The sequence below is a fragment of the Pedobacter sp. R-06 genome (assembly GCF_049913135.1).
GTDB lineage: Bacteria > Bacteroidota > Bacteroidia > Sphingobacteriales > Sphingobacteriaceae > Pedobacter.
In genome coordinates this window covers 5330579-5356402 of the sequence record NZ_CP183977.1, presented here as the reverse complement: position 1 = coordinate 5356402, position 25824 = coordinate 5330579, and the positions used below count along the sequence as shown (strand labels likewise).

General features: G+C 38.7%; 23 protein-coding genes. 18 read left to right on the top strand and 5 right to left on the bottom strand.

The annotated features are described in order from the left end of the window. The first annotated feature begins 72 nt into the window (after positions 1 to 72). The 7 genes from ACN9MR_RS21600 to ACN9MR_RS21570 all read left to right on the top strand — a co-directional run bounded on the left by ACN9MR_RS21600 (position 73) and on the right by ACN9MR_RS21570 (position 7949). Positions 73 to 657: a HupE/UreJ family protein gene (locus tag ACN9MR_RS21600; protein WP_426326568.1), complete on the top strand. Its 585-nt coding sequence runs from the start codon at positions 73 to 75 to the stop codon at positions 655 to 657. Between the two features lie 11 nt (positions 658 to 668). Beyond that, positions 669 to 3041, top strand: a complete 2373-nt coding sequence (locus tag ACN9MR_RS21595; RefSeq protein WP_426326567.1) for a M1 family metallopeptidase — start codon at positions 669 to 671, stop codon at positions 3039 to 3041. Positions 3042 to 3355: 314 nt separating this feature from the next. After that, complete coding sequence (uvrB, locus tag ACN9MR_RS21590; RefSeq protein WP_426326566.1) at positions 3356 to 5398, top strand: excinuclease ABC subunit UvrB; 2043 nt, start codon at positions 3356 to 3358, stop codon at positions 5396 to 5398. A 76-nt stretch (positions 5399 to 5474) separates the two neighbouring features. Further along, complete coding sequence (locus ACN9MR_RS21585) at positions 5475 to 6767, top strand: DUF3472 domain-containing protein (protein WP_426326565.1); 1293 nt, start codon at positions 5475 to 5477, stop codon at positions 6765 to 6767. A 50-nt stretch (positions 6768 to 6817) separates the two neighbouring features. Next, on the top strand, positions 6818 to 7015 hold the full coding sequence (locus ACN9MR_RS21580; RefSeq protein ID WP_086548157.1) for a YwbE family protein: 198 nt from the start codon (positions 6818 to 6820) through the stop codon (positions 7013 to 7015). 127 nt (positions 7016 to 7142) lie between these two features. After that, positions 7143 to 7391, top strand: coding sequence for a DUF4834 family protein (locus tag ACN9MR_RS21575; RefSeq protein WP_029278588.1), 249 nt, complete (start codon positions 7143 to 7145; stop codon positions 7389 to 7391). Positions 7392 to 7499: 108 nt separating this feature from the next. Then, positions 7500 to 7949, top strand: a complete 450-nt coding sequence (locus tag ACN9MR_RS21570; RefSeq protein WP_426326564.1) for a nuclear transport factor 2 family protein — start codon at positions 7500 to 7502, stop codon at positions 7947 to 7949. Positions 7950 to 7955: 6 nt separating this feature from the next. Here the strand turns inward: ACN9MR_RS21570 and ACN9MR_RS21565 are convergent, their stop codons facing one another. The 5 genes from ACN9MR_RS21565 to ACN9MR_RS21545 form a co-directional block, all read right to left on the bottom strand. Continuing rightward, positions 7956 to 8420 carry an SRPBCC family protein gene (locus tag ACN9MR_RS21565; RefSeq protein ID WP_426326563.1) on the bottom strand — a complete coding sequence of 155 codons (465 nt, stop codon included), beginning with the start codon at positions 8418 to 8420 and terminating at the stop codon, positions 7956 to 7958. A gap of 38 nt (positions 8421 to 8458) precedes the next feature. After that, entirely contained in the window at positions 8459 to 9382 is a 924-nt protein-coding gene (locus ACN9MR_RS21560; RefSeq protein WP_426326562.1) for a TIGR01777 family oxidoreductase, read from the bottom strand. A gap of 5 nt (positions 9383 to 9387) precedes the next feature. Next, entirely contained in the window at positions 9388 to 10203 is an 816-nt protein-coding gene (locus tag ACN9MR_RS21555) for a DUF393 domain-containing protein (protein WP_426326561.1), read from the bottom strand. 206 nt (positions 10204 to 10409) lie between these two features. Continuing rightward, positions 10410 to 10916: a GbsR/MarR family transcriptional regulator gene (locus ACN9MR_RS21550; protein WP_426326560.1), complete on the bottom strand. Its 507-nt coding sequence runs from the start codon at positions 10914 to 10916 to the stop codon at positions 10410 to 10412. Between the two features lie 62 nt (positions 10917 to 10978). After that, positions 10979 to 12064 (bottom strand): alginate lyase family protein, encoded by a 1086-nt coding sequence (locus ACN9MR_RS21545; RefSeq protein ID WP_426326559.1) that lies wholly within the window; start codon positions 12062 to 12064, stop codon positions 10979 to 10981. A 129-nt stretch (positions 12065 to 12193) separates the two neighbouring features. Here ACN9MR_RS21545 and ACN9MR_RS21540 point away from each other — a divergent pair, with 129 nt between their 5' ends. The 11 genes from ACN9MR_RS21540 (at position 12194) to ACN9MR_RS21490 (ending at position 25824) form a co-directional block, all read left to right on the top strand. Beyond that, on the top strand, positions 12194 to 14701 hold the full coding sequence (locus ACN9MR_RS21540) for a YfhO family protein (RefSeq protein WP_426326558.1): 2508 nt from the start codon (positions 12194 to 12196) through the stop codon (positions 14699 to 14701). A gap of 618 nt (positions 14702 to 15319) precedes the next feature. Continuing rightward, positions 15320 to 16174 carry a UDP-2,3-diacylglucosamine diphosphatase gene (locus tag ACN9MR_RS21535; RefSeq protein ID WP_426326557.1) on the top strand — a complete coding sequence of 285 codons (855 nt, stop codon included), beginning with the start codon at positions 15320 to 15322 and terminating at the stop codon, positions 16172 to 16174. Positions 16175 to 16194: 20 nt separating this feature from the next. Further along, on the top strand, positions 16195 to 17184 hold the full coding sequence (locus ACN9MR_RS21530; protein ID WP_426326556.1) for a glycosyltransferase family protein: 990 nt from the start codon (positions 16195 to 16197) through the stop codon (positions 17182 to 17184). Between the two features lie 82 nt (positions 17185 to 17266). Continuing rightward, the gene (locus ACN9MR_RS21525) at positions 17267 to 17467 is read left to right on the top strand and encodes a hypothetical protein (RefSeq protein ID WP_426326555.1); all 201 of its coding nucleotides are present in this window, start codon (positions 17267 to 17269) and stop codon (positions 17465 to 17467) included. A gap of 858 nt (positions 17468 to 18325) precedes the next feature. Continuing rightward, entirely contained in the window at positions 18326 to 19306 is a 981-nt protein-coding gene (locus ACN9MR_RS21520; protein ID WP_426326554.1) for a DUF6427 family protein, read from the top strand. A 155-nt stretch (positions 19307 to 19461) separates the two neighbouring features. Then, positions 19462 to 20196: a type III pantothenate kinase gene (locus ACN9MR_RS21515; protein ID WP_426326553.1), complete on the top strand. Its 735-nt coding sequence runs from the start codon at positions 19462 to 19464 to the stop codon at positions 20194 to 20196. 1 nt (position 20197) lies between these two features. After that, a complete protein-coding gene (locus tag ACN9MR_RS21510) occupies positions 20198 to 21490 on the top strand; it encodes an OmpP1/FadL family transporter (protein WP_426326552.1) in 1293 nt (430 codons plus the stop codon). Next, entirely contained in the window at positions 21490 to 22062 is a 573-nt protein-coding gene (locus ACN9MR_RS21505; protein WP_230151247.1) for a hypothetical protein, read from the top strand. The genes ACN9MR_RS21510 and ACN9MR_RS21505 overlap by 1 nt, the downstream gene beginning before the upstream one ends. Before the next feature lie 220 nt (positions 22063 to 22282). Beyond that, on the top strand, positions 22283 to 24367 hold the full coding sequence (locus ACN9MR_RS21500) for a peptidylprolyl isomerase (RefSeq protein ID WP_426326551.1): 2085 nt from the start codon (positions 22283 to 22285) through the stop codon (positions 24365 to 24367). A 65-nt stretch (positions 24368 to 24432) separates the two neighbouring features. Beyond that, a complete protein-coding gene (locus tag ACN9MR_RS21495; protein WP_426326550.1) occupies positions 24433 to 24948 on the top strand; it encodes a DUF2480 family protein in 516 nt (171 codons plus the stop codon). A 102-nt stretch (positions 24949 to 25050) separates the two neighbouring features. Continuing rightward, complete coding sequence (locus ACN9MR_RS21490; protein ID WP_426330239.1) at positions 25051 to 25824, top strand: DUF3108 domain-containing protein; 774 nt, start codon at positions 25051 to 25053, stop codon at positions 25822 to 25824.

The following is a 25824-nucleotide window of genomic DNA, read 5'->3' as shown; positions in this document are numbered from 1 at the left end:
GGGTTTTTGTAATTAAAAATATAATTTTAGCTATTGTAAACTATTTTATTCTCAATAGTTAGCTTATTATTCATGCCGTTACAAGATTTTATCTTTTATTTTAAATTGGGTTGGGCGCATATCATCAGTGCCGATGCTTTAGACCACCAGCTATTTATTTTGGCACTGGTTGCCATTTACAGTTATGTCAATTTAAAGCAGGTACTCATATTGGTTACGGCCTTTACCATCGGCCATTCATTTACCTTACTTTTAAGTGTATTGGATATGATCAGGTTTGATAGTAAATGGGTAGAATTTTTAATTCCCTGTACCATTGTAATTACTGCAATCAGCAATTTGTTTAGAAAGAACTTCTCTTTAAAATCAATCAAGATCAATTATTTTCTGGCGCTTGGTTTTGGGCTTATTCATGGAATGGGCTTTGCAAACTCCATCCGGATAATGCTGGCCAAAGATCAGCATATTGGTTGGGGCCTGTTTGGTTTTAATGTAGGTTTAGAAGCCGGACAGGTTTTTATGGTGATCATCATTCTTTTAATTACCTTTTTAATTTTTAACTATACCCGCATCAAACGCATGAGCTGGGTTTTGTTTATATCAGCAGCCGTATTTAGCCTGGCTTTAAAAATGGCTTTAGAACGAATTCCTTTTTAATAAACCGTATAATGAATAAACTATTTACTTTAACCGGCCTGCTATTCTTTTCTGGTAGTTTGGCTATGGCCCAAAATACTCAGAATAACCCAGGGAGTAACCATGGGAATAAATTTGAGCAGTTGGGCACCATTTTACCAACACCTAATGAACAGCGTACAGCCAGCGGAGCGCCTGGTGTTAAATATTGGCAGCAGCGTGCCGATTATAACATCAAATGTGAGCTGGATGAAAAAAATCTGTTGTTAACGGGGTCCGAAACGATCACTTACACCAATAATTCTCCTGATCCGTTAACTTATATCTGGTTGCAGCTTGATGAAAACGAGCATAGCACGGATAGAAATGCCAATTATCAGGATGCGACTAAGATGCCTGTTACCGGAACTACTAAAAATTTAGATCAGTTAAGTATAACAGGAAACAATGGTTATGGCATAAACATTACCAAATTAACCGATGCAACAGGTAAAAATTTATCCTATACGGTTAACAAAACCATGATGAGGGTAGATTTGCCTGTAGCACTGAGAAGTGGACAAAAATTTATCTTTAATATCGATTGGAACTATAAAATTTCTGACCGGATGAGTGTGGGTGGCCGTGGAGGTTATGAGTTTTTTCCAACCGATGGAAACTACCTGTTTACCATGACCCAGTGGTATCCGCGCTTATGTGTATACAGCGATTTTCAGGGATGGCAAAACCATCAGTTTACAGGTAGAGGTGAGTTTGCCTTAACCTTTGGCGATTTTAAAGTGCAAATGACTGTTCCGGCTGATCACCTTGTGGGATCGACAGGAGAGTGTATCAATTATAGTGCTGTTTTAAATCCAACACAGTTAAGTAGGTATAATGCTGCTAAAACTGCTGCTGTACCCGTAGAAATCCAAACTTTGGCTGAAGCCAAACTGGCAGAAACAAAAAAATCTACAGCTAAAAAAACATGGGTTTTTAATGCGAATAATGTCCGCGATTTTGCCTGGACCTCTTCCCGTAAGTTTATCTGGGATGCCATGCCTCAAAAAATTCAGGCCAATAACAATACTGTAATGTGTATGAGTTTTTATGGAAAAGAAGCATACAACCTGTACAGCAAGTTTTCTACCCGTGCAGTGGCACATACCATTAAAACCTATTCAGATTTCACCATCCCATATCCTTACCCTGTTGCACAAAGTATTGAAGCTGCGAATGGAATGGAATACCCAATGATCTGTTTTAACTATGGCCGAACAGATACTGATGGAACATACAGCGAAAGCACTAAAAATGGGATGTTAGGTGTAATTATTCACGAGGTTGGGCATAACTTCTTCCCGATGATCGTAAATAGTGATGAACGCCAGTGGACCTGGATGGACGAAGGACTAAATTCTTTTGTTGAGTATTTAACCGAGGAGCTTTGGGACAACAAATTCCCAAGTAAAAAAGGACCTGCGTATACCATTGTTGATTACATGAAGCTGCCTAAGGATGAGCTGGAGCCAATTATGACCAACTCAGAAAATATTACCCGTTTCGGTCCGAATGCATATTCGAAACCCGCTACCGGTTTAAATATCCTTCGCGAAACCATCATGGGAAGAGAACTTTTCGATTACGCATTTAAAGAATATTCGAGAAGATGGGCTTTTAAACATCCTGAACCTGCTGATCTTTTCCGCACCATGGAAGATGCCAGCGGCGAAGATTTAGATTGGTTTTGGAGAGGTTGGTTTTACGGAACCGATCCATGTGATATATCTTTAGACAGCGTAAAATTTGCGAAAGCCGATTTTCCTAAAGATTTACCGGAAGCCAAATCTAAAATGGTTAAAATTGATAAACCCGCTGTTAATGCCTTTGAAGATATTTCAAAAATCAGGAACCGTGAGGATAAGAAAATTAATTTTTACGTAGATAAAACTCCAGCAGCGCAAGATTTCTACTATAAATACGATAGAGGAATGGTTGCTGTTGATACCACTGTTGCTACTAAAACGGAAACTGCTGCAACATTAGAACCTGTTCCCTCAGCAGAGCAGGACAAATATGGCAACAAATTTCTTTACGAACTGAGCTTTAGCAATAAAGGAGGTTTAGTAATGCCTATCATTGTTGAGTTTACCTATAAAGATGGAACAAAGGAAATAGACCGTATTCCTGCTCAGATTTGGAGACATAATGAATTGAAAACAGCTAAGTTTTACGTTAAAAATAAAGAAGTAGCCTCTATTTTAGTAGATCCATTACGCGAAACTGCCGATATTGATACCTCAAATAACACCTGGGGCGGTAAAGCAAAAGAAAGTAAGTTTAAGGTATATAAAACCAAAGTTGGTGGAGCAGTAAGAGGCCAATCGGTTGGTAAAAACCCAATGCAGGCTGCTGCAGGTAAATAGCGTTATAAGTTGCGTCATTCCCAACCTGATTGGGAACCACGAAGTACTCATCGGAGATAATCGTAATGCAATAAGCCTTTAGATTCCCGCTTATGCGAGAATGACCTTGTTTCATAAAAATCCTCATTGAATTTTTCAATGGGGATTTTTATTGAGGTGTAATACTAGGTTGATATGTCTTTAATCTGTCTAAAAGGCTATTTGGGTATTGAAGGGTATAAAATTCTGAAAGGAATAAATTTCTTATTACGCCAACTTTCCTGACTTTATCCTGTTTTACTCTTTGCGGCTTAAACCGTATATTTGGTATACCCATGAAATTTAAAATCACCTCAGAATATCAACCTACCGGAGATCAGCCGAACGCGATAAAACAATTGGTAGATGGCGTAAATGCCAACGAATATTATCAAACTTTATTAGGCGTTACAGGATCGGGAAAAACATTTACGATAGCCAATGTGATCGAGCAGACACAAAAGCCTACCCTGATTTTGAGTCATAATAAAACTTTGGCAGCGCAGCTTTATGGCGAGTTCAAAAATTTCTTCCCTGAAAACTCGGTGAATTATTTTGTTTCTTATTACGATTATTATCAGCCTGAAGCTTTTATCGCATCAAGTAATACTTATATCGAAAAAGACCTGAGCATAAACGAGGAGATTGAAAAACTCCGTTTACGTACTACCTCTTCGTTAATGAGCGGTAGGCGCGATATTATCGTGGTATCATCCATCTCCTGTATTTATGGTATGGGTAATCCGGAAGATTTTTCGCGGATGGTTTTCCGTTTTGGCGTGGGCTTAAGGATTTCGAGGAATGCATTTTTGCATAGTCTGGTCGAAATTTTATATTCCAGAACTACAACAGACTTTAAACGCGGAACCTTTAGGGTTAAAGGCGATACCGTTGATATTTTTCCGGCCTATCTTGATCATGCTTACCGCATTTCTTTTTTCGGTGATGATATTGAGGAGCTTTCGTCGATTGACCCGGTTTCTGGAAAAACCATAGAGAAATTAGAAGATATGGCCATTTATCCGGCCAATCTTTTCGTTACCCCGAAAGATAGGTTCAATTCTTCGATCTGGGGAATACAGGAAGAGCTTGAAATCCGTAAGAACCAGTTAATTGCAGATCGGCATTTACTGGAAGCAAAACGTTTGGAAGAACGTACCAATTTCGATATCGAAATGATGAAAGAACTAGGCTATTGTTCCGGTATCGAAAATTACTCGCGTTTCTTCGATGGAAGGCAACCTGGCATGCGTCCTTTCTGTCTGTTAGATTATTTTCCTGAAGATTATTTAATGGTAATTGACGAAAGCCATGTTACCGTTCCACAGATCAGGGCCATGTATGGCGGAGATAGATCGAGGAAATTATCTTTAGTTGAGTATGGCTTCCGTTTGCCGGCAGCTCTTGATAACCGCCCTTTAAACTTTAATGAATTTGAAGCCCTTGCACCGCAAACCATTTATGTAAGTGCAACGCCGGCTGAATATGAATTAGAAAAATCAGAAGGTGTGGTAGTAGAGCAGGTGATTAGACCTACAGGTTTGTTAGATCCTGTTATTGAAATCAGACCTGCCATTAACCAGGTTGACGATCTTTTGGATGAAATAGATATTACCATAAAAGACGGAGGACGTATTCTGGTTACCACATTAACCAAACGTATGGCTGAAGAATTAACAAAATACCTTGATCGCTTAAATATCAAGACCAGGTACATCCATTCTGAAATTAAAACCCTCGAACGTGTAGAGATTCTTCGTGGTTTACGTTTAGGAGAATTTGATGTGTTGGTTGGAATTAACCTTTTGCGTGAAGGTTTGGATTTGCCGGAGGTTACTTTGGTTGCTATTTTAGATGCCGATAAGGAAGGTTTCTTACGGTCTGAAAAATCGCTGATCCAAACCATAGGCCGTGCTGCCCGTAACGATAAGGGCCGTGTAATTATGTATGCTGATGGCATAACAGATAGTATGGAGAAGACTATATCAGAAACGAACAGACGTAGAGATATACAGATTGCCTACAATCTTGAAAATGGAATTACCCCAAAAACTGTAGGTAAATCAAGAGAAGCAATTTTAGAGCAGACTTCTGTGCTCGATTTTTCACAAAAAGCCAGCGACAATAAAGCCAGGGCTTATGTAGAAAATGCAGAAATCAGTATTGCAGCAGACCCGATTGTACAGTACATGGGCAAAGCGGAGCTGCAAAGGGCAATTGATACGACACGTAAGGACATGCAAAAAGCAGCAAAAGACATGGACTTTTTACAGGCAGCAAAACTGCGCGACGAAATGTTTGCCTTAGAGAAAATGTTTAACGAAAAATTCGGCAAGTAACGATTTGGTTTTAAAGATTGATTTTTAGATAATTTGAGGTAGAATTGCTTTCAATAAGTTATCTAAAAATCATCAAATGAAATCTCTAAAACTACTCGCGCTGATCGTACTCGGCGCCTTGGGGCTTAAAAGTCATGCCCAAAATGCGACAACAATTTCACTCCCACTTGCCGGAAATGCTTACAGTTCCTTACATCAGGATTCAGAAAGAACATTATCCAACAGGGGAATTGTAAACTGGTCCAATCCAAAAGAATATTTTACAGCTTATTTTCGGGTTTCCAAGCCTGGTACCATAACGGTATCATTAAGCGATAAACCTGTAGTCGATGGGCAATCGGTGCTCGAATTTGCCATCAACAATCAATCTAAAAAGGTCAGTTTTGACGAAACCAAAGCTTTTGATGGTAAGATTGGCGAGTGGAGCATTAAAGACACAGGCTATGTAGCCTTAACCATTAAAGGAATAAGCAAAAGTGGAGCGAAATTTCCTTCAATACAAACCTTATCCATTAATGGAACAGCCACGGAAGGCAAAACCGCTTATGTTAAAAACAACGAAGGCAACTTTTTTCATTGGGGCAGACGTGGTCCATCGGTTCACCTGAACTATCAGCAGCCTGATAATGTAAATGCAGCGTGGTATTATAACGAAGTAACTGTGCCAAAGGGTGAAGATATTTTAGGCTCTTATTTTATGGCGAATGGATTTGGTGAAGGTTATTTCGGTATGCAGGTAAATAGTCCAACCGAACGGCATATCTTATTTTCGGTATGGAGCCCTTTCAATACCGACGATCCCAAAAGTATCCCGGAATCGCACAAAATAAAAATGCTAAAGAAAGGAGAAGGTGTACATACAGGAGAATTTGGGAATGAAGGTGCTGGAGGCCAGAGCTACCTGAACTACATGTGGAAAGCAGGAAATACCTATAAATTCTTGTTGCATGGTGTACCTGGGAAAGATAGCCTAACCACATACACTGCATATTTCTTTGCACCCGAAATCAATAAATGGCAATTGATAGCCAGTTTTACCAGGCCGCAGACTAAAACTTATTTAAAACGCTTCCATTCCTTTTTAGAAAACTTTTCACCAGTACAGGGAGACCTATCGCGAAAAGTTTTGTTCGATAACCAATGGATCTGCGATGATAAAGGAACATGGAGTGAATTAAAATCCGCGCGCTTTACTACCGATAATACGGGTGCAAAAGGATATCGGATGGATTATCAGGGAGGAGTAGATAAGGGCGCCTTTTATTTAAAGAACGGTGGTTTTTTTAACGATTACACCACACCAAGAAAAATCTTTACCAGAAGCAGCGCAGGTAAAAAACCTGAAATAGATTTCAGTAAATTACCCTAACACTCAAAATAAATATGGAAATTTGAAGCTTTAATCATACCACAGTACATATGGACGGGCAAAACAGAAAAGACATTTATCCAGGATTAGAGGTCGGAATTATTTTGAAGAAAGATCAACGGTCGGGAAATATCACTTATGGTGTGGTGAAAGATCTGCTTACTTCATCCGCCTTTCATTCCAGAGGGATCAAAGTGAGGCTCGAAGATGGTCAGGTAGGCCGAGTAGCTGAAATTATTGAAGATTAACGTGGATATTAAAACCTTTATAGGTTTATTTACGTATTATATTTGTAATCAAAATGCAATTAAAGGCTCAATAAGTAACAAAATAAATTTTATGACGTCTATATTTGTAACAACAGTAATTTAAAAAATGGCATTAGTAAAATTCATTTTCATCACAATATTGGTACTTTGGCTGATCAGAATGTTGATTAGGTTAATTCTGCCAATGCTGTTTAATAACCTGGCCAGCAAAATGCAGAGCCAGGCTACAGGGCAGCAACAACAAAGACGGTCAAAACCTGAAGGCTCTATTTCGATAGATTATATGCCTCCAAAACCCGATCAAAGTAAAACAGATAAACTCGGCGACTTCGTAGACTACGAAGAAGTGAAATAAAAGTAAACCCTGAACTTGTTTCAGGGTTTTTTGTTTAAATTCAAAATATATAGTCTAAGTTTAATGCTTTTAACCCTCAACTCGAAAATCAGATATATATCCACAACTATGAAATATTTTATTGTTTTTATCTCCTTGTGGATGGTAAGCACGAAATGCTTTAGCCAGACAAAACAGGATAGTTTAGAAATCAAGCGTGTTGCTCTTGATTATATAGAATCGCAACATAACCCAAATCCTAAACAAATGGAGCAGGCTTTGCACCCAAGACTGGTTAAACGCACATTTTGGACGGACAAGGAAACAAACAAGGACTATGTTCGTGAAACCTCTGCAGAATCAATGGTTATCTTAGCTGAAAGTTATAACCGCAAAAAAGATAAATTCCCTGCTGTTCCTAAAAAGGAAATAAAAATGCTTGATATTTCAGAGAAAACGGCTTCGGTTAAACTAATTGCAGATGAATGGATCGATTATATGCACCTTGTTAAATTAAATGGGGCCTGGAAGATTATTAATGTGCTTTGGCAATTTAATGATAGTGCGAGGCACAGATAACGCATATTACCATTCAGCTTGAAATTTGATTACCATGTTTCTTTTCTCAATTAGTTTCAGCATGTAATTTTTGAGAAATATTTTTTCTGCAAGCCGACCTAATAAACCAAACGGTGCCTGAAACTCAAAAACATCAGTCATTTCTGTTTGAGCACCTATTATTTTAAACTGGTGCCGGTGGTGGAGTTTTCTAAAGGGGCCTTTAACCATCTCATCTACAAAGCGTGTTGGGTATTCCATTGTACTAATCTTATTTGTCATTTCGAACGGAATGCCAAAATGTTTGGCCCGCCAGGTGACCGATTCATGTAAGCCGATCAATCCATCTCTTTTCCCAGCGATAGCTTTCTCACCAGAACTTTGCATCGACTGTACATGAAGGTCGATACTTCTAGCCAGATCGAAACAGCGTTCAATCGGCGCATTAATCAGTGTCTTTAAAATAATTGTTGCCATTTTTAATTTACTCATACTGCCGTTGGGCACCCTGCGTGCTCCACTATACCCTTCTAACCCTCCGCTCTCAACCCCCTAACTGCCTCATCTATCTTCGCATACTTAAATTCAAAGCCATTGTTCAACAATCTGCTTGGTTTAACCCACCTGCTTTTTAAAATCAGTTCGGTTTCTGTTCCGATTATTTTTGCGCCTATAGCCAGTAGCCAGGCTGGGGCAGGCAAACCAAAGCTGATACCATATGCTTTTCTGATGCTGTGCATAAACACGTGGTTTTTAATTGGCCCGGGTGCGGTACAGTTGATTATGCCTTCAATCTCATCGTGGTTCAGTAGCCATTCAATACTGCCTGCGGCATCTAATTCGTGCACCCAGCTTACATACTGTTCGCCATTGCCCTGTTTACCACCCATGCCCAGTTTAACCAGGTTGAGCAAGCGTGGAAATGCGCCATCTTTTAGTCCCAGTACAATGCCCATTCTGAGGGCCACTTTTCTGGTTTTTGGGGTTTCGTTTTCAAAAAAACTACTTTCCCAGGCCTTGCATACCTCAATAGAAAAGCCATCGCCGATTTCTCCCGTAAGTTCATCTTGCGGACGGTCTTCAGCATGCCGGTAAATGGTCGCAGAGGTAATGTTGATCCAAAGTTTTGGTGGATTTTCCAGGCTTTTGATTACTTCGCCGAGTAAACGGGTAGGGATTAACCTGGAACTGATAATTTCTTTCTTATTTTTAGGGGTGTACCTACAGTTTACATTTTTACCACAGAGGTTAACCAGTAAATCTGCACCTCTAAGGCTTGTTGCCCAGTCGCCCAGGGTTTGGCCATCCCACAAGAGGGTTTTAATGTTCCCTGCTGCAGCTTGTGGTTTTCTAGATAGGATAATCACTTCATTAGCCAGACTACTAAAGTGTTTGGCCAGTACGGTGCCTAAATATCCGTTTCCTCCTGCAAGTACAATTCTTCCGTATTTCATGATTCCTATAAAGTAAAGATTAAACCTAAAACAATTAAACGGTAAAGCACCCAGGTAATACTCATCGTCCAGCCCAATTGTAACAGCTTGCTTCTGCGGAGGTGCTCCAAAAACATAAGTCCGGCTACCATTAAAAAGTAAAGGATAAAAAATATAGAAGGGATGATGAGGTATTGTGCGATAATCAAAACAGGCAAAAGCAAAAGTGCACCAGCAAAAGAGATGGTCATGATGTTGCCCAGATAATCCCAGCGTTTTTCTTTTTTATAAAAAACAATGATGGTGCCCTGAAAAAACATTTGTCCACCACAGATAAGGTATTCGCGATATTGGCTGCCCAATGGGACAAAATCGGTAAGCAGATGTGCATAAGCGGTTAAAATGTAAGCTGTAACAAACCAGGTAAAAAGCAGATAGGCCAAACGGTATTGGATTTTAAAGCTGGGCTGAATAGTTTTTTCCTTAACAGCCGCAGGAATAATTACTTTACGGTTGTAAGAGATAAAGGCATAAAACTTACGCATCAAATAAACAAAAGGCCCAAATAAAAACAGCGGTTTAAAGATGGGCATGGCATGCGCAATAATTTTAAATAAACTCTGGATGCCATAAGTTACTTCACCATTTTCGGTATTTACGAGTGCAATCTCGTTGGCAGCTCTTTGTTTGTCAACCAAAGGACAAATGTTTTCAGGCATACTTTGATAAGCCTCACGACCACCTTTGGCCAGCATACCTGTTTTTACAAATGCTTTGGTATAGGCATAACACATTGGGCATTCATTATCAAATAAAATCACATGGTTCTTAAGCGTTTTCATTTTATTTAAATTTTAATACTTTCAGTAAAAAATGAAAGATATGATTAAAAAATTAAGCCAGACTTAAGGGTAAGGCTTTTTAATGGTTAGGGTTTATCGTTTAGTGGTTAGCGTTTAGGATGAATATATCTTGATACTCGATACTTACTACTCAATACCTCCCTCTCATATCTAATATCTCACATCTCAAATCTTCCCTTTCATATCTATTTAAACACCTTCAACACCGATCCCCAGAACCAACTTTCTTCAGCTTTAAGCATCGTTTCTAAAGTTTTATCTACGTTGACAGCAAGTTTGTTAATATCGCTTACCGATTTTTTAAAGGTTTTAAACTCAGGATCTTTTTCGTCGCCCACTACGCCAGAAAGCTCATTTAAAACTTTTAAAACAGGTTCTAACTCTCTCTTTTTACGCTCTTTAGCCACCTGACGGGCAATATTCCAAACATCTTTATCTGCAAAAAAATACTCTTTCCGCTCGCCTGCTTTGTGTTGTTTTTCTATCAAACCCCATCCAATTAAATCGCGGAGCGTCATATTGGCGTTTCCCCTGGAAATACTGAGCGCTTCCATAATTTCTTCGGTAGTAAGTGCTTCTGGAGAAATGAGCAACAGCGCATGTACCTGGGCCATGGTGCGGTTAATTCCCCATTCGGAGCCTAATTTGCCCCAAGCTTCTATAAATTTTAATTTTGCTGCTGCTAGTTCCATGCACAAATATAAACTTATTTTTAAACTTTCAATAGTTATTGAAAGTTTATTTTTTTTGGAGGTTATTTGCTTTCGCGTTGTAGTTTATCCAATACCATCTGCCAGCTGGTATCGTTGTTATTTACTTTTTTTAACAGTTCAGCCTGTGCCCTATCGAAATAGACCGATAGTTTTAATACCGGTAATGCTAAATCGGGTTTAAACATTGTGCCGGGAGCAAATCCAGGTTCGTTGTTCTTTGCCCGGTCGCGATCGAATTTAACGGTCGTATTTACATATTCTTCGTGCTGTTTTTCCCCGTTAATGTATGGGATCAACCATTCTACAGATTTTTTGATCGAAGATCCTTTTGGCGACTCGTAGGTATAAAAATTAGGCCCCTTTGCCCTATCGATCATAATGGCTAACTTTAGCATAGGCTCCAGGTCGTAAATGTGGTAATGCATGGCATCTCGCTCTTTAAAATCCAAACTTGTTCCGTCAGCATACAGATTAATATTGATGTGGCTTTTTAAATTGTCGATGGTCCACTTAATAAACTGCTGATTGTTTAAGGTGTAACCAATTTCGCTAACTTCTTTTAGCCGGTGAGCGTTCCAGTTATTAATGGCGGTAGCTCTCCCCGCTTTCATCCGCTTGCTGTTAATTTCTGCTAAAGCCGTTTCAGTAAGCCATTGTTCAATCTGTTTTTTATCAGCTGTTGGGATATCTTTTTTAATCAGGTCGTAAGCTTCAATGGCTTTATCCAGATTGGTATCGTCAATAGGATCGCCATTTGGCTTATTGATTTTGGCCCATGCACCAAGAAATTCTACACATTTGTTTAAATATTTTTGATCATCGGTAATCCGGTATTGTAAGGCCAGTGCAAACATTTTGTTCATATCTGCCAGGGCCAATCTGGTTTTCTCTTTTCTGGGATTTCCCTTTAATAATCCTTCAGTTCTGATGGTATCAATTGGATTCGGGTTTTCGTTTAGATAATTTAATGCCGATTTTTCAAAGCTCAGATATAGTTTTTTGGTTTCCCCGTCATTTTTGATCTGGGTTTTCAGCTTTTTAATTTCATTGGTATTTAAACTTACAATTTGCGAAAACGAAGAAAAAGATAACAAAGCAAGAGCGATTGTAACGACAAACTTTCTCATAATAAATAGGTTGAATTTTTATTCTTTGTTACAAATCTAATTTTTTATTCAGTATGCATTTAATTTATTACTTTTTTATACCGCCCAATTTTTTATTTTTGACGTTCGTTTAAACTTAAACAAACCTTAATGAATAACTGGTTTAATAAAAATGGCATTCACTTAGCCATTATTGCATTTTTTGTAGTCATCACTTTTGCCTACTTCAGTCCTGTTTTGGTAGGTAAAGCCCCAGCGCAAAGCGATGTGATCCAATCGCAAGCGATGCAAAAGGAAATTATGGACTTTAAAGAAAAGGATGGTAAGGCACCGCTTTGGACCAACCAGATGTTTGGCGGTATGCCTGCTTACCAAATTTGGGTACCTTACGCCTATAACGGCGCTACTTATGGAATTGCCTTAATTACCAAAGCCCTGCCTAATCCAACAGGTACAGTTCTTCTATTGCTTTTAGGCGCTTATTTCTTGTTTATTGTATTAAAGGTTAATCCTTGGCTGGCTGCAGCAGGTGCAATTGCATTTACATTTACCATGTACAATTTTGTTTTAATTGCAAGTGGGCACAGTAGCAAGGCATTGGCAATTGGCTTTTTTGCGCCAATAATAGCAAGTATATTGTTAACCCTAAGGGGGAGATATTGGTATGGAGCGAGTTTAACTGCACTGTTTTTAGCCCTTGAAATAAGAACTAACCACGTTCAAATGACTTATTATTTGATGTTGGCTATTTTTATTTTTGTTATTGTAGAGTTTTACCAGGCATTTAAAAATAAAACCGTTTCAAACCTGCTAAAATCGTTCGCTTTTCTAGCTTTTTCAGTTGCTATTGCTATAATGATTAACGCAAGTTTATTATGGTCTACAGCAGAATATGCTAAAGAAACAAACCGTGGTAAATCTAATTTAACCGCCACAGAATCTTCAACAGCAGAAAAAGGGGCAGGTATGTCAAAAGAGTATGCTTACCAATGGAGCCAGGGTGTTGGTGAGAGTTTTACTTTTTTAATCCCAGATTTATATGGCGGTGCCTCTGGAGTAGATAAGTTGGTGAAGCCGGAAGGGAACATGTATAAAGCTGTTTCTGAAATTACAGGGGGTGATCCGACCCAAACAACACAAGCTATTCAGCAGTTGGGGTCACAGTTAAATATGCAACAGTATTGGGGTGAGAAACCATTTACCCAAGGTGGCTATTATTTTGGTGCAATTATCTGTTTCTTATTTGTTTTCGGCTTATTCATTGTTCGTAGTCAGTTAAAATGGTGGATATTGGCAACAACAGTTTTGTTTATATTACTTTCTTTTGGCCGCCACTTCCCTCTTATAAGTGACTTATTCTTCGATTATTTCCCACTTTATAATAAATTCAGAGCAGTTGAATCCATTTTGGCAGTAGTTGGTTTAATGGTTCCGATATTGGCAATTTTAGCAATCAAGGAAATTCAGGATGGTAATGTAGACCAAAAGGTTCTGATCAAAAAATTAACCTGGTCGGCTGGTATTACTGGTGGTTTCGCTTTAATTGTAGCAATCGTGCCTACGCTGTTTTTCAGCTTTAAAGCATCAAACCATATGCAAATTGTGCAGGCTTTAACACAGACTTTACAAAATAATGCTTCCATTGCCCAAAAGATAGCAAACGGATTAGTAGAAGATAGAATAGCAATTGGTCGTGCAGATGCTTTGCGTTCATTCTTTTTTGTTGTTATTGGTTTTGGGATTGTTTGGGCATTTATTACCAAAAAATTAAGTGCACAACTGGCTTTAGGCTTGTTGGCGCTGGCTGTTTTGGTAGATATGTGGCAAGTAGACCGTAGATACTTAAATAACCAAAATTTTGAGTACAAAAAAACGGCTTCAGATTTCTTTAAGCCAAGAGACGTTGATAATTTTATTATGGCCGATAAAGACCCGAATTTCAGGGTATTCGATGCTACCATAAATACTTTTAGTGATGCCAGTACATCTAATTTCCATAAAACAATTGGTGGTTATCATGCCGCTAAATTGAAACGTTTTGATGAACTCATTCAGCATCAGTTTACTAAAAGTGTTAACCAGGATGTATTGGACATGTTAAATACCAAGTACATCATTACACAAGATCCGCAAAACGGATCGTATAAGATGCAGCGTAATGCAACGGCTGCGGGCAATGCCTGGTTTGTACAAAGTGTTCAGTTTGCTAAAAATGCTGATGAAGAAATGAAGGCCATTAGCAGTTTTGATGCTAAAAAAGAAGCCATAGTTGATGAAAGTTTCAAAAATTCGATTGATACCAAACGTTTAGGAACTGGCCAGGAAGGTTTTATTAAATTAACCAACTATAACCCTGATCATTTAACTTACGAATACTCAACCGCTAAAGATGTAATTGCAGTGTTCTCAGAAATCTATTATGATAAAGGCTGGAAAATGTATATCGATGGTGTTGAAAAGCCATACTTCAGGGCCGATTACGTTTTACGTGCAGCGCAATTAGAAGCGGGTAACCATAAACTTGAGTTTATTTTCCATCCAACATCATATTACACTGGAGAGAAAATCTCGTTAGCTGGGTCGATCTTATTGTTGGCCGGATTAGGTTTCGGATTTTACTCAGAAGAAAAGAAGAAAAAGAAAGCAGTTAAAGCTTAATGTATCTTTAAATAGATTTACACCCCGCAGGATTATAATCTTGCGGGGTTTTTTGTTGTCTGTGATTTTTTGCCACGGAAACACAGAAACACGGAATATTTTCACGGTTTGTCATCCTGAGCCTGTCGAAGGACAAATGTTTTTTTGTTTTCGACAAATAAAGGTCTTCGACAGGCTCAGACTGACAACAGATATACTCACTTAATTACATTGTTCAGGATGGTTATCCAGAATGGAAGTGGCGCTGTGCTTAAGAAATACCATTTTAGGCCAACAGACACTAAATCTTACTGTATTCTGCTTTACGGACCATCTCAGCAATGACGACGGTGGGTAATGAACCAATGACAAATGAACCAGTAAACTAATTAACCACCAAACTAAAATTTAACAATGTCGTAACATTTGTTTGATATACAGAGTCTTACCTTTGTAATGTAAATCAGATGATATGTTGGAATCATTCTTTGCCGTGTGCTTATTAATTGTTGTACTTTATTTCTTTAGCCCCTTTGAGGTAAAACTCGATGAGGAAGAGGAGTGGTAACACAGCTAATTTATCTCTGAACTGCTTTAATCGAGCGGTAATAAGATCCTTCCCCCTAAAATTTCCCGTTTATGGATAAAAGAAATGTCGATGTAGTCGTAATATCCGATGTACATTTAGGTACCTATGGTTGCCACGCAAAAGAACTTTTAAAATATCTTAAGAGCATAAAACCCAAAACACTGATCTTAAATGGCGATATCATCGATATCTGGCAGTTTAGCAAAAGTTATTGGCCAGAATCGCACATGAAGGTGATCCGTAAACTAATGAAATTCGTATCGGAGGGTGTTCAGGTTCATTACCTGACGGGAAATCACGATGAAATGCTCCGCAAATTTGATGGCATGGAAATGGGGACTTTCCATCTCCAGAATAAGTTAATCCTGGAGCTGGACGGTAAAAAGGCATGGTTCTTTCATGGCGATGTTTTTGATGTTACCATGCAGCACTCTAAATGGCTGGCTAAACTTGGTGCGGTTGGCTACGATACACTGATCCTCATTAATAGTTTCGTAAACTGGGTACTTACCGCATTCGGTCGGGAGAAAATGAGCTTTTCGAAAAAAATCAAAGCTAAATTTAAAGATGCCGTTAAGTTCATCAATAGTTTTGAGCAAACTGCAGCTGAACTGGCGATTGAAAAGGGATATAACTATGTGGTTTGTGGCCATATCCACCAGGCCGAGCAACGCGAAATTACCACAGAAGATGGAAAAGTGGTTTATCTGAACAGTGGGGATTGGGTGGAAAGTTTAACCGCTTTGGAGTATGAAAATAAAAACTGGACGGTTTTTAAGTACGAACATCAACATTTTACGAAAGACGAATTGGATGAAGGAATCCTTTCTGATGCGGAGGATTTAAAAAGTAAACTTGACATAAATATTCTTTTACAGAATATAAAATATGAAATTGCCCAATAATTTTAGATATTCGGGCATAAATGAAGATACTTTACGCAATACAGGGAACAGGTAATGGTCATATCAGTAGGGCGAGGGAAATTATTCCTTTGCTTCAGCAGTATGGCGAATTGGATATTCTAGTAAGTGGAACACAGGCCGATGTGAAACTCAGTCAGCCTGTAAAATACCAATTGCATGGTTTCAGTTTTATCTTTGGGAAAAAAGGTGGTGTAGACCATTTTAAAACATGGCTGAACATGAATCTTTTCCGCTTTAGAAAAGATATGAAGCAGCTGCCGTTGAAAGACTACAACCTTATCGTTAACGATTTTGAACCTGTAAGCGCCTGGGCCTGTAAACTGCAGGGCATAGAATGTGTATCATTGAGCCATCAGGCTGCCTTTAAATCTAAAAAAGTACCCCGTCCAAGAACTTTAGATTGGGGGAAACTGATCTTGAGCCGCTACGCACCTACCAAATACCACATTGGCTTCCATTTCGACCGTTACGATACTTTTATTCATACCCCGGTAATCAGGGCAGAAATCCGGAATCTGAAAAGCGAAAATTTAGGCCATTATACAGTATATCTTCCAGCCATTGATGATAAACGTTTGGTAAAGCTTTTTACACAGCTCCCTGAAGTTACGTGGCAGGTTTTTTCTAAACACAGTAAAATTGCCTACCAGGAAGGGAATGTTTTTGTAGAGCCCGTTAACAACGAAAAATTTAATAAAAGCCTGGCCACCTGCGAAGGTTTGTTTACCGGCGGTGGTTTCGAAGGACCTGCAGAAGCCCTTTATTTAAAGAAAAAACTGCTGGTTGCGCCGATGCGTTTCCAGTTTGAGCAACAATGTAACGCTTATGCTTTAAAACAGTTTGGTTTGCCTGTAATTTGGGGAAGTACCAGGAATTGGCTGCCGATTATTAAAAGCTGGGTAGAAAACCCGCAACAGCATGAGTTTAATTTCCCAGATGAAACGGCCCAGATCATTGATAATATGGTGAAGAAATACGCGAGGGTTTAGTCCTGAGTCTTCAGCCCTGAGTCCAAAGTCGATCACCCTCGGATTGTCATCCTGAGGGGTAATTTATTGTATAAAAATCAATATGAGTGACGTACAATCGTTTCCCTTTTCCTACTGCTCGGTCTTGCCTCGGCTCGCCGCCGCCGAAGGGCTCTTTCTTTTTGGCATCAAAAAGAAACAAAAACTGCCGGCTGAAAATTTTTCTTTCGAAGCTAGTGGGTTGGCTTGGACAGTGCAGCCCGAAAAATTTGTTAGGCCGGATTTAAGCAGAACGGGGGTATAGTGCTATGGCCTAGCTGGATGGAAATACTAAAGCAGCTAAAGTTTTGATTAATAATGATTTGCAAATAACGTCAATGGTAGCGTAGTCGAAGGATCCTTATCATGATTTTACTCACCAGAGTTAGCTGTTTGATTTTGGAAATGAATGGCAGAAGCTTTTGGCTTGCACAGCCCCGTTATTCGCTTTAGCCCGATAAAGGATCGGGGCTGCCGCTATTCCCGGGTTTATTTAACGCAAAGCAGCGCTTTTGGGAATGGTTAGCTATCTATCGCCTATTGGTACCGTCCGCTGCTACCTATCCGCTTTGATCTTTAGGATTATTCTAATCCGTGGCACAATACTGCGTAATCTAAACCTGACAGGAGCGGACACCGAAAGTAGAGAGGTAAAGCGGATGGCAGGACTATCGGAACCGATATGAACAGGACCCCGCTTTTCTAAAAAGAACAAGATTTCTTTTTAATCGCCCTTAATCAAACGGTCTTCGACTCCGCTCAGACTGACAAAACTTTACGAGATAGACAACTATACATCCCTGCTTTCGTCTTAGCTTATTCTAATCTGTGGTACAGTACTAAGTAATCTAAACCTGACAGTAGCGGGCAGCGAACGTAGTGAGGTAAAGCGGATGGCAGGACTATCGGAACCTATACGAACAGGACCCCGCTTTTCTAAAAAGAACAAGATTTCTTTTTTAATCGCCCTTAATCAAAAGGTCTTCGACTCCGCTCTGACTGACAAAACTTTACGAGATAGACAACTATATGCATCGCTGCTTTAGTCTTTAGTCTTTAAGCTTTGGTCTTTCTGCTATACTGTTAAATTATTTTCTTTACTTTGCCTACTCTTTAAAAAGGCATGATTAATCAGTTTAGAAAGCTAAATCCAATTAACCTCGTATTCTTGCTGGCATACACATTTTTTTTGCGTATTGCCATTTTTCATGAAACGCACGACAAGCTGAACTTTGATTTTTTGGAACCCTTTGCGCGATTGCTGATCAATATAGATTTAGACAATGCCTTTACGCCATATACCAATATTTTTATCGCGGCACTTTTGGTTTATGTACAGGCTTTAATTTTCAACCGAATTGTAAACAACCATAATTTATTGGCCAAACCCAGTTTCCTTCCAGGGCTGATGTTTATAACAGGAACAAGCTTGTTCATGCCATTTATGATCCTAAGTCCGGCATTGTTATGCAACTTTCTCTTGATTTGGATTATAGACAAATTTTTAAAATTGGGTAAAAGTGCGAACTCCATTACCACTGTTTTCGATATCGGGATGATTATTGGAGTTGGAACATTGATCTACTTTCCGTTTATGACCATGTTGCTTATGATCTTTTTAGCACTGTTGCTTTTTAGATCATTTAACTGGCGAGAATGGATAGCTGGCTTGATTGGCTTTATTACGGTTTTCTTTTTTCTGGCCGTATTTTATTATTGGAATGATAATTTAAGCTCGTTTTATCAGATATGGAAACCATTAGGCAATAAGTTTCCTTCGGTTTTTAAAATCAACTATAACGATTACCTGGTGCTGATCCCGGTAACAGTAATTATCATACTGGCATCACTACAGCTCAGGGAAAATTTCTTCAGGAGTTTTATCAGTACACGGAAAAGTTTTCAGCTGTTGTTTTTCATGTTTATTATCTCGGCAGCTAGTTTTTACCTTAAACCCGATTTCAGGACCTGGCATTTTTTGCTGTGTGTACCGCCAGGATCGGTACTGTTGGCCTACTATTTTAGCAATGCCAAAAAACGTTGGTTTTACGAAACATTGTTCGTTTTATTTGTGCTTTCAATACAGTATTTTCTGTTTGTTTAACCTTTTTTAACAAATAACTAGAACGAAACTTGACAAAGATTAATAGCTTTGTGCATGATTTTTGAATTAAAGCTTTTTTAGTTTTAATCAAGATGGATAAAAAATGGAGTCATTGGAATTTCTAAGAACATATTATCTGCAGTGGGAGATTTTAAATGCGTAGGTTAAGCATTGATATTGGAAATTCTGCTGTGAAGGTTGCCGTTTTTGCAGGTAAGGAAATTATTCATCATCAGCGTTTCAATAAAATTGGGATACTTGATCTGGCTCAATTGATTGAGAAGTTTTCGCCAGCGAAATCCATCATCAGTAGTGTTAACCAGGAAATTGGACCATTAGAAGTATTTTTAAAAAAGCATACCGAGTATATCCGTTTTTCAACTATGTTGACGAATGGCGTACAAAACAGATATAAAACGCCAGTTACTTTAGGATTAGATAGATGGGCTGCTATTTTGGGTGCAAATGGCTTATATCCGGCAAACGCAAGTTTAGTGGTTGATGCGGGTACCTGTATTACTTACGATGTTTTAAGTAACTCGAAAGAATATTTTGGCGGAAGTATAAGTCCTGGCATTAAAATGCGTTTTAGGGCTGTGCACGAATTTACTGGCCGGTTGCCATTGGTAGAATGGGATGCAAATGAGGATATTGTGGAAGGCACTGATACCCAATCGGCAATCAAAAACGGCATTTTACAAGGAATAATAAACGAAATTGAAGGCTTTATTGCCCTAAATAATAAAAAAGAAAGTGCTCTGAAGGTAATTATAACGGGGGGTGATGCTAATTTTTTGTATAAACAATTACAAAACAGCATCTTTGCGCCTCAAATTATAAAAGATCCTTACTTAGTATTAAAAGGATTAAATGAAGCTATTGCAGATTAAAATGTACAAAAGAATAAATTATATTGCAGCCATACTCGTTCTAGTTTGTGGTTTAAGTGCTCATGCACAGGTTACCACTTCATCGCCATATTCAAGATATGGACTTGGAAATATAAAGGGATCTTTGTTGCCCCAGCTTAGGGCAATGGGTGGAATTTCTACCGCAGTAGGTAAAGTAACAGGGTTCAATTATATTAATATGCAAAACCCGGCATCTTATGCCGGAATATCTTTAACTACCATTGATGTGGGAATGAGTGCTGGTATAACCAATCTTTCACGAAACAATTTAAGCGAAACGAGTTTCAATTCTACTTTTAGTCATTTGGCATTTGCCGCTCCGGTTACCAAAAGGTCGGCCTTGAGTTTTGGTATTTTGCCTTACTCAGATTTGGGTTATTCTTACAGAAACACAACTAAAGTTGATACAACCACTTTAGACCAGCTTTATGAAGGCGAAGGCGGCTTATCAAAAGCTTATTTAGGTTATGGTTATCGTTTTGGCGATCATTTAAGAATTGGTGGTAACTTAGAATATATTTTTGGTAACCTCCAAACTACCCGGGCTACCGAATTTCAATCGGCAGGGTCTTATAATGCCAAACTTCAAAATAAAAACAGTGTTGGCGGTATAAATTACTCTTATGGCATCCAGTACGATTTTAATATCGGCAAGAAAACAATTATGACCCTTGGTTATTCGGGAAGTACTTCTGGGAAAATAAATTCAACACAAACTTCTTTTGCTACGTTCTACACAAGGGATCAAAGTGGTAATGAAAACCCTGCAGCCGATACGTTAAATATTGCGAATAACGGAAAATCTAACCTTACCTTGCCATTAACGCACAATTTTGGAATCTCTATCCAGCAAAATGATAAGTGGATGATCGGTGCCGATTTTAGAATGAGTAAATGGTCTGCAACAAGTATCAATAATGTAAGTCAAGGTTTGCAAGACAGCTGGGGAGCATCGCTCGGTGGCCAGTGGACACCAGATGCATATTCTTACAACAGTTATATGAAACGTGTAGATTACCGCATTGGTGTTAATTACGATAAAACTTATATTAAAATCGGTAATCAGGATATCAAACAAATGGGTGCATCGTTAGGTTTTGGCTTCCCGTTGCCTACTGCTAACGGTGGTACAGCTTTTTATAAAATCAACTTTACAACCGAGTTCGGACAAAGAGGAACGTTAAGCGATAATCTTGTTAAAGAGAAGTTTATTAATTTCCACTTAGGCTTTACCTTGAACGATACCTGGTTCCGTAAGTACCGTGTAGACTAATGAACTTAAGGACATTTTTATATGGTCTGTTTCTGGTGTTGCCTTTTTTTCTGGCTTCCTGTGGAGACGACGATCTGAAAAATGCCAATTCAGTTTCACCAAATAAGGTAATCCTGTCCAGGGATCGGACCATAGGTGTCGACATTACTTATAGCGATTCGGCCAGAATTAAGGCTAAAGGTTATGCCCCAATAATGGATAAGGTTACGCCTTCAAACGGAAGCGCTTATCAGGAAATGATTAAGGGGGTAAATATCGATTTTTATAACCCTAACGGTACCATTGATGGAAACCTGGTTTGCGATTACGCCATTAGGAAGGATAATGAGCTTAAAACCGAATTTAGGAAAAATGTAGTCGTAAAAAACAGTAAGGGCGATACTTTTTCTTCGCAGGAGCTGATCTGGGATGAGTCGAAAAAGATTTTTTATTCCAATCAACGGGTATATGTGAAAGGTGTTGATGGAAGCATAGGCGAAGGCATTAACTTTAAAGCTCCGCAGGATTTTAGCACTTATGAAATGGATAGTGGAAACGGCGAGCTGAACATGAAGGAAGGCGTAGCGCCCTAGACGACGAGATGAGTGAATGTTAAATGGCTTTATTCGGATGTTTATCCCACATATTATCTAATTCAATCACTCAAAATTCTGTCATTCAATCATTAAAACAGGGCCTGTATTTGCTTAAAAATTAAACACTTGATAAATAAAATTTTGTGTTTTCTTTTTTGAGGCAAATTTGTATCTTGCGCCCTCTTAAAAAAGAACTAAATAAATTTATAATTACAATATGGGATTAATGACATTTTTGCGTAACCGTGCAGGCTATATTCTAGTTTTTGCCATCGGTTTTGCAATTGTTGCATTTTTAGTAGGTGATGCAATTAACGTGGGTAAACCTTTTTGGGCAGCAGATCAAAAAGTTGTAGGATCAATTGATGGTAAGGATATCAGTATTGATGAATTCGGACCAAAGGTTGATCAGGGTGTAAACCAGATGAAACAGCAATATGGCGGCAGTGCAAATGCCCAGATGACTGCTATGGCTGTTGATCAGGCATGGAATGCGGAGTTAGCAAAAGTTTTGTTAACTAAAGAGTACGATCGTTTAGGTTTAACAGTTTCTGAAGATGAACTGGTAGATTTATTACAAGGTCAAAACCCTAGCCCCCTTATTAAACAATATTTCTCTAATCCTCAGACAGGACAGTTAGACCGTGCTACTTTGATGAACTTTCTAAAATCGAAAGAACCTCAGGCTTTGCAGCAATCTAATATGTTACAGGAAGAAATTAAAAATCAGGCCCTTCAGACAAAATATTCTAACCTGATCCGTAATTCGGTTTATGTAACTTCTTTAGAAGCTACTGATGAATATACCAACCGTAATAAACTGGCTAATTTTAAATACGTAAGTTTAGATTATACTTCTATTCCGGATGCTTCTGTTAAATTAACAGACAACGACTACTCAGAATATTATGAGCAGAACAAAGCACGTTTCAACAATCCACAGGAAACACGTGCCTTCGAATATGTTACTTTCAGTATCAGTCCAACCAAAGCAGATTCATTGGCAATCAAAGCTCAGGTAGACAAAATTGCTGCTGATTTCCAGGTGGCTAAAAACGATTCGCTTTTCGCAGCCATCAACTCAGATGTAAAAGTTCCGTTTACTTATATCACAAAAGGCAAGCTAGATCCTGCAGTTGATTCGGCAGTGTTTGCATTACCAGCAGGCAGTTTTTACGGCCCTAAATTAAGCGGTAACTCATACAAAATTGTAAAGGTAGTATCTACCCGTATCTCTCCAGATTCGGTAAAAGCAAGCCACATCTTAATTGATCCGGCTAAAGTTGGTGGCGACGATAAAGCACTTAAATTAGCTGATTCATTAAAAGCATTGATTTTAAAAGGCGCTAACTTTGCAGAACTGGCTAAAAACTACAGTGTAGATGGTTCGAAAGACAAAGGTGGCGAAATGCCGGCTTTTGCCCGTGGCGCTATGGTACCTGAGTTTGAGAATGCAGCTTTTGATGGGAAGACAGGAGATCTTAAAGTAGTAAAATCTCAGTTTGGATACCATGTGCTTAAAATCGAAAAACAGATCGGTTCATCTAAAGTGGCTAAATTAGCTTACGTAGAAAAAGCATTAAATGCAAGTAGCAAAACCCAGGCAGCTGCTTACAAAGCTGCAAGCAATTTCTTAACTGATGTGAAAGGTAACGACTTTAGCAAGTTTGCTGCACAAAAAGGATTAAAAGTTGCTGTTGCTGATAAGGTTGCCGCTACGCAAGGATTTGCAGCCGGATTGGATAACCCACGTAAATTAATCCAGGATGCTTACGCAGCAGATAAAGGTGATGTATTACCTGAAATTTATACCATGAGCAATGCTTATGTTGTGGCGCGTTTAACTACCATCAGCCCGAAAGGTGTTTTATCATTAGCTGATGTGAAGAAGGAAATTGAGCCAATGGTAATTAATGCCGTTAAAGCAAAACAATTAAAAGAAAAATTAGCCAATGCAGGTAAAGGAAGTATCGATCAGGTTGCAGCTAAAGTTGCACGTCCGGTTAATCCAGTACAGAACGTGGTATTTGCCAATCCTGTAATTCCAGGTGTAGCACAGGAAAATGCTTTAGTAGGAAGCGTTTTCGGTTCACAGCCAGGTAAAGTATCTGCTCCTGTTCAAGGCGAACGTGGTGTTTATGTATTTTCAGTAGATGGATTTACAAATCCTGCACCAATTGCCAACATGTTTAAACAAAAAGAAAGCATGATGTTAAGTTTAGGGCAGCGTTCATTAGGATCAGCTTTCCAGGCTTTACAGGAAAATGCAAAGATAAAAGACAATCGTGTGAAATTCTATTAAATAGAAAATACGTAATTTTGTAACCGTTCCGATGATTAATCGGAACGGTTTTTTTATTTAAGGACATGGAAATTCAGGAAAACATTATTAATAAAGTAGCCAATAGCGGTTTAATAACCTTAAATCTCGAAGATTTTTATCATAAAGGCGAAAGAGTGGTTTATGATATCGTGGATAATCTATTTCATGGTTTAATGTTAAGAGAAAAGGATTTTAGAGAATTCATCAAAAATCACGATTGGACGCAATATCAGGATAAGAATGTAGCCATTATCTGTTCAGCTGATGCAATTGTTCCTACCTGGGCTTATATGCTGCTGGCGAATAAACTAAAGCCATATGCCAATGAAGTGGTATTTGGCGATTTAAATACATTGGAGACCGTTTTATTTACCAAGGCATTGGCTAAGATTAATCCGCAAGATTATGCCAATGAGCGTGTGGTGGTAAAAGGATGCGGCGATATCGATGTTCCGGTTTCAGCCTATGTTGAGGTAACCAATCTGCTTACACCTGTAGTTAAAAGCATTATGTTTGGCGAACCCTGCTCTACCGTTCCTGTATATAAAAGAAAAGATTAAATTTTGGTTTGCTTTTTGTATATCTTCATGGGAGAAAGAATTTAACCGCATTTTTTAGGAATGCATTTCTTTCCCAACAACACACAAATGAGTACAAAAGCAATGAAGAAATTATTTATAACCGTCACGGCTGGCTTATGCAGTCTTTTGGCAATGGCTCAGGAACTTCCCCTGAAGAAAGAGGCCGTATTTCAGGAAGGTGAAGTTTTGCAGTATAAATTAAGGTACGGATTTATAACGGCGGCAGAAGCCACGATTAAGGTAGCCAATTCTGATTTAAAGTTTGATAACAAGCCTACCTATAAACTTACGGTTGATGCACAGACTTCCGGAACTTTTGATGTGTTTTATAAGATAAGAGATCATTACGATTCGTATATCGATAAAACTGACCTTTTACCTTACTTCTATCAAGAGAATATCCGTGAAGCCAGTTATAGACGCCAGGATAAGGCACGTTTTACGCAGGATGCAAAGAAAGTAGTTTCGAACAGAGGGACTTTCACAACACCGACTAATCAGACTTTTGATCTGGTTTCGGCTTATTATTTTGCCCGAAACCTGGATATTAGTAAAATCAAGATTGGTGATAAGTTTAAACTGAACTATTTCTTGGGTGATGAAATCTCAGCCTTAGAGGTTGAATATATAGGAAAAGAAACGATTAAAAGTAAGTTGGGAAATATCCGCTGTTTAAAATTTAGCCCGTCCATTAAACCGGGAAGGATCTTTAAAAAAGATAGCAGGTTATACCTTTGGGTAACCGATGATGGAAACCGGGTACCGGTAAAAGCCCAGGTAGAAATATTGGTGGGTGCAGTTACAATGGAATTAAAATCGGCCAGTGGGCTGAAATATGCTTTAGCAAAAGAATAA

What these genes read in the sequence shown, in the direction of transcription:
- ACN9MR_RS21520 (WP_426326554.1), top strand. Translation starts at nt 18,326, where the DNA reads ATGATTAATCAGTTTAGAAAGCTAAATCCAATTAACCTCGTATTCTTG.
- ACN9MR_RS21525 (WP_426326555.1), top strand. Translation starts at nt 17,267, where the DNA reads ATGAGTGACGTACAATCGTTTCCCTTTTCCTACTGCTCGGTCTTGCCT.
- ACN9MR_RS21600 (WP_426326568.1), top strand. Translation starts at nt 73, where the DNA reads ATGCCGTTACAAGATTTTATCTTTTATTTTAAATTGGGTTGGGCGCAT.
- ACN9MR_RS21510 (WP_426326552.1), top strand. Translation starts at nt 20,198, where the DNA reads ATGTACAAAAGAATAAATTATATTGCAGCCATACTCGTTCTAGTTTGT.
- ACN9MR_RS21535 (WP_426326557.1), top strand. Translation starts at nt 15,320, where the DNA reads ATGGATAAAAGAAATGTCGATGTAGTCGTAATATCCGATGTACATTTA.
- ACN9MR_RS21530 (WP_426326556.1), top strand. Translation starts at nt 16,195, where the DNA reads ATGAAGATACTTTACGCAATACAGGGAACAGGTAATGGTCATATCAGT.
- ACN9MR_RS21560 (WP_426326562.1), bottom strand. Translation starts at nt 9,382, where the DNA reads ATGAAATACGGAAGAATTGTACTTGCAGGAGGAAACGGATATTTAGGC.
- ACN9MR_RS21515 (WP_426326553.1), top strand. Translation starts at nt 19,462, where the DNA reads ATGCGTAGGTTAAGCATTGATATTGGAAATTCTGCTGTGAAGGTTGCC.
- ACN9MR_RS21595 (WP_426326567.1), top strand. Translation starts at nt 669, where the DNA reads ATGAATAAACTATTTACTTTAACCGGCCTGCTATTCTTTTCTGGTAGT.
- ACN9MR_RS21490 (WP_426330239.1), top strand. Translation starts at nt 25,051, where the DNA reads ATGAAGAAATTATTTATAACCGTCACGGCTGGCTTATGCAGTCTTTTG.
- ACN9MR_RS21495 (WP_426326550.1), top strand. Translation starts at nt 24,433, where the DNA reads ATGGAAATTCAGGAAAACATTATTAATAAAGTAGCCAATAGCGGTTTA.
- ACN9MR_RS21545 (WP_426326559.1), bottom strand. Translation starts at nt 12,064, where the DNA reads ATGAGAAAGTTTGTCGTTACAATCGCTCTTGCTTTGTTATCTTTTTCT.
- ACN9MR_RS21565 (WP_426326563.1), bottom strand. Translation starts at nt 8,420, where the DNA reads ATGAGTAAATTAAAAATGGCAACAATTATTTTAAAGACACTGATTAAT.
- ACN9MR_RS21585 (WP_426326565.1), top strand. Translation starts at nt 5,475, where the DNA reads ATGAAATCTCTAAAACTACTCGCGCTGATCGTACTCGGCGCCTTGGGG.
- ACN9MR_RS21540 (WP_426326558.1), top strand. Translation starts at nt 12,194, where the DNA reads ATGAATAACTGGTTTAATAAAAATGGCATTCACTTAGCCATTATTGCA.
- ACN9MR_RS21500 (WP_426326551.1), top strand. Translation starts at nt 22,283, where the DNA reads ATGGGATTAATGACATTTTTGCGTAACCGTGCAGGCTATATTCTAGTT.
- ACN9MR_RS21575 (WP_029278588.1), top strand. Translation starts at nt 7,143, where the DNA reads ATGGCATTAGTAAAATTCATTTTCATCACAATATTGGTACTTTGGCTG.
- ACN9MR_RS21555 (WP_426326561.1), bottom strand. Translation starts at nt 10,203, where the DNA reads ATGAAAACGCTTAAGAACCATGTGATTTTATTTGATAATGAATGCCCA.
- ACN9MR_RS21505 (WP_230151247.1), top strand. Translation starts at nt 21,490, where the DNA reads ATGAACTTAAGGACATTTTTATATGGTCTGTTTCTGGTGTTGCCTTTT.
- uvrB (WP_426326566.1), top strand. Translation starts at nt 3,356, where the DNA reads ATGAAATTTAAAATCACCTCAGAATATCAACCTACCGGAGATCAGCCG.
- ACN9MR_RS21580 (WP_086548157.1), top strand. Translation starts at nt 6,818, where the DNA reads ATGGACGGGCAAAACAGAAAAGACATTTATCCAGGATTAGAGGTCGGA.
- ACN9MR_RS21570 (WP_426326564.1), top strand. Translation starts at nt 7,500, where the DNA reads ATGAAATATTTTATTGTTTTTATCTCCTTGTGGATGGTAAGCACGAAA.
- ACN9MR_RS21550 (WP_426326560.1), bottom strand. Translation starts at nt 10,916, where the DNA reads ATGGAACTAGCAGCAGCAAAATTAAAATTTATAGAAGCTTGGGGCAAA.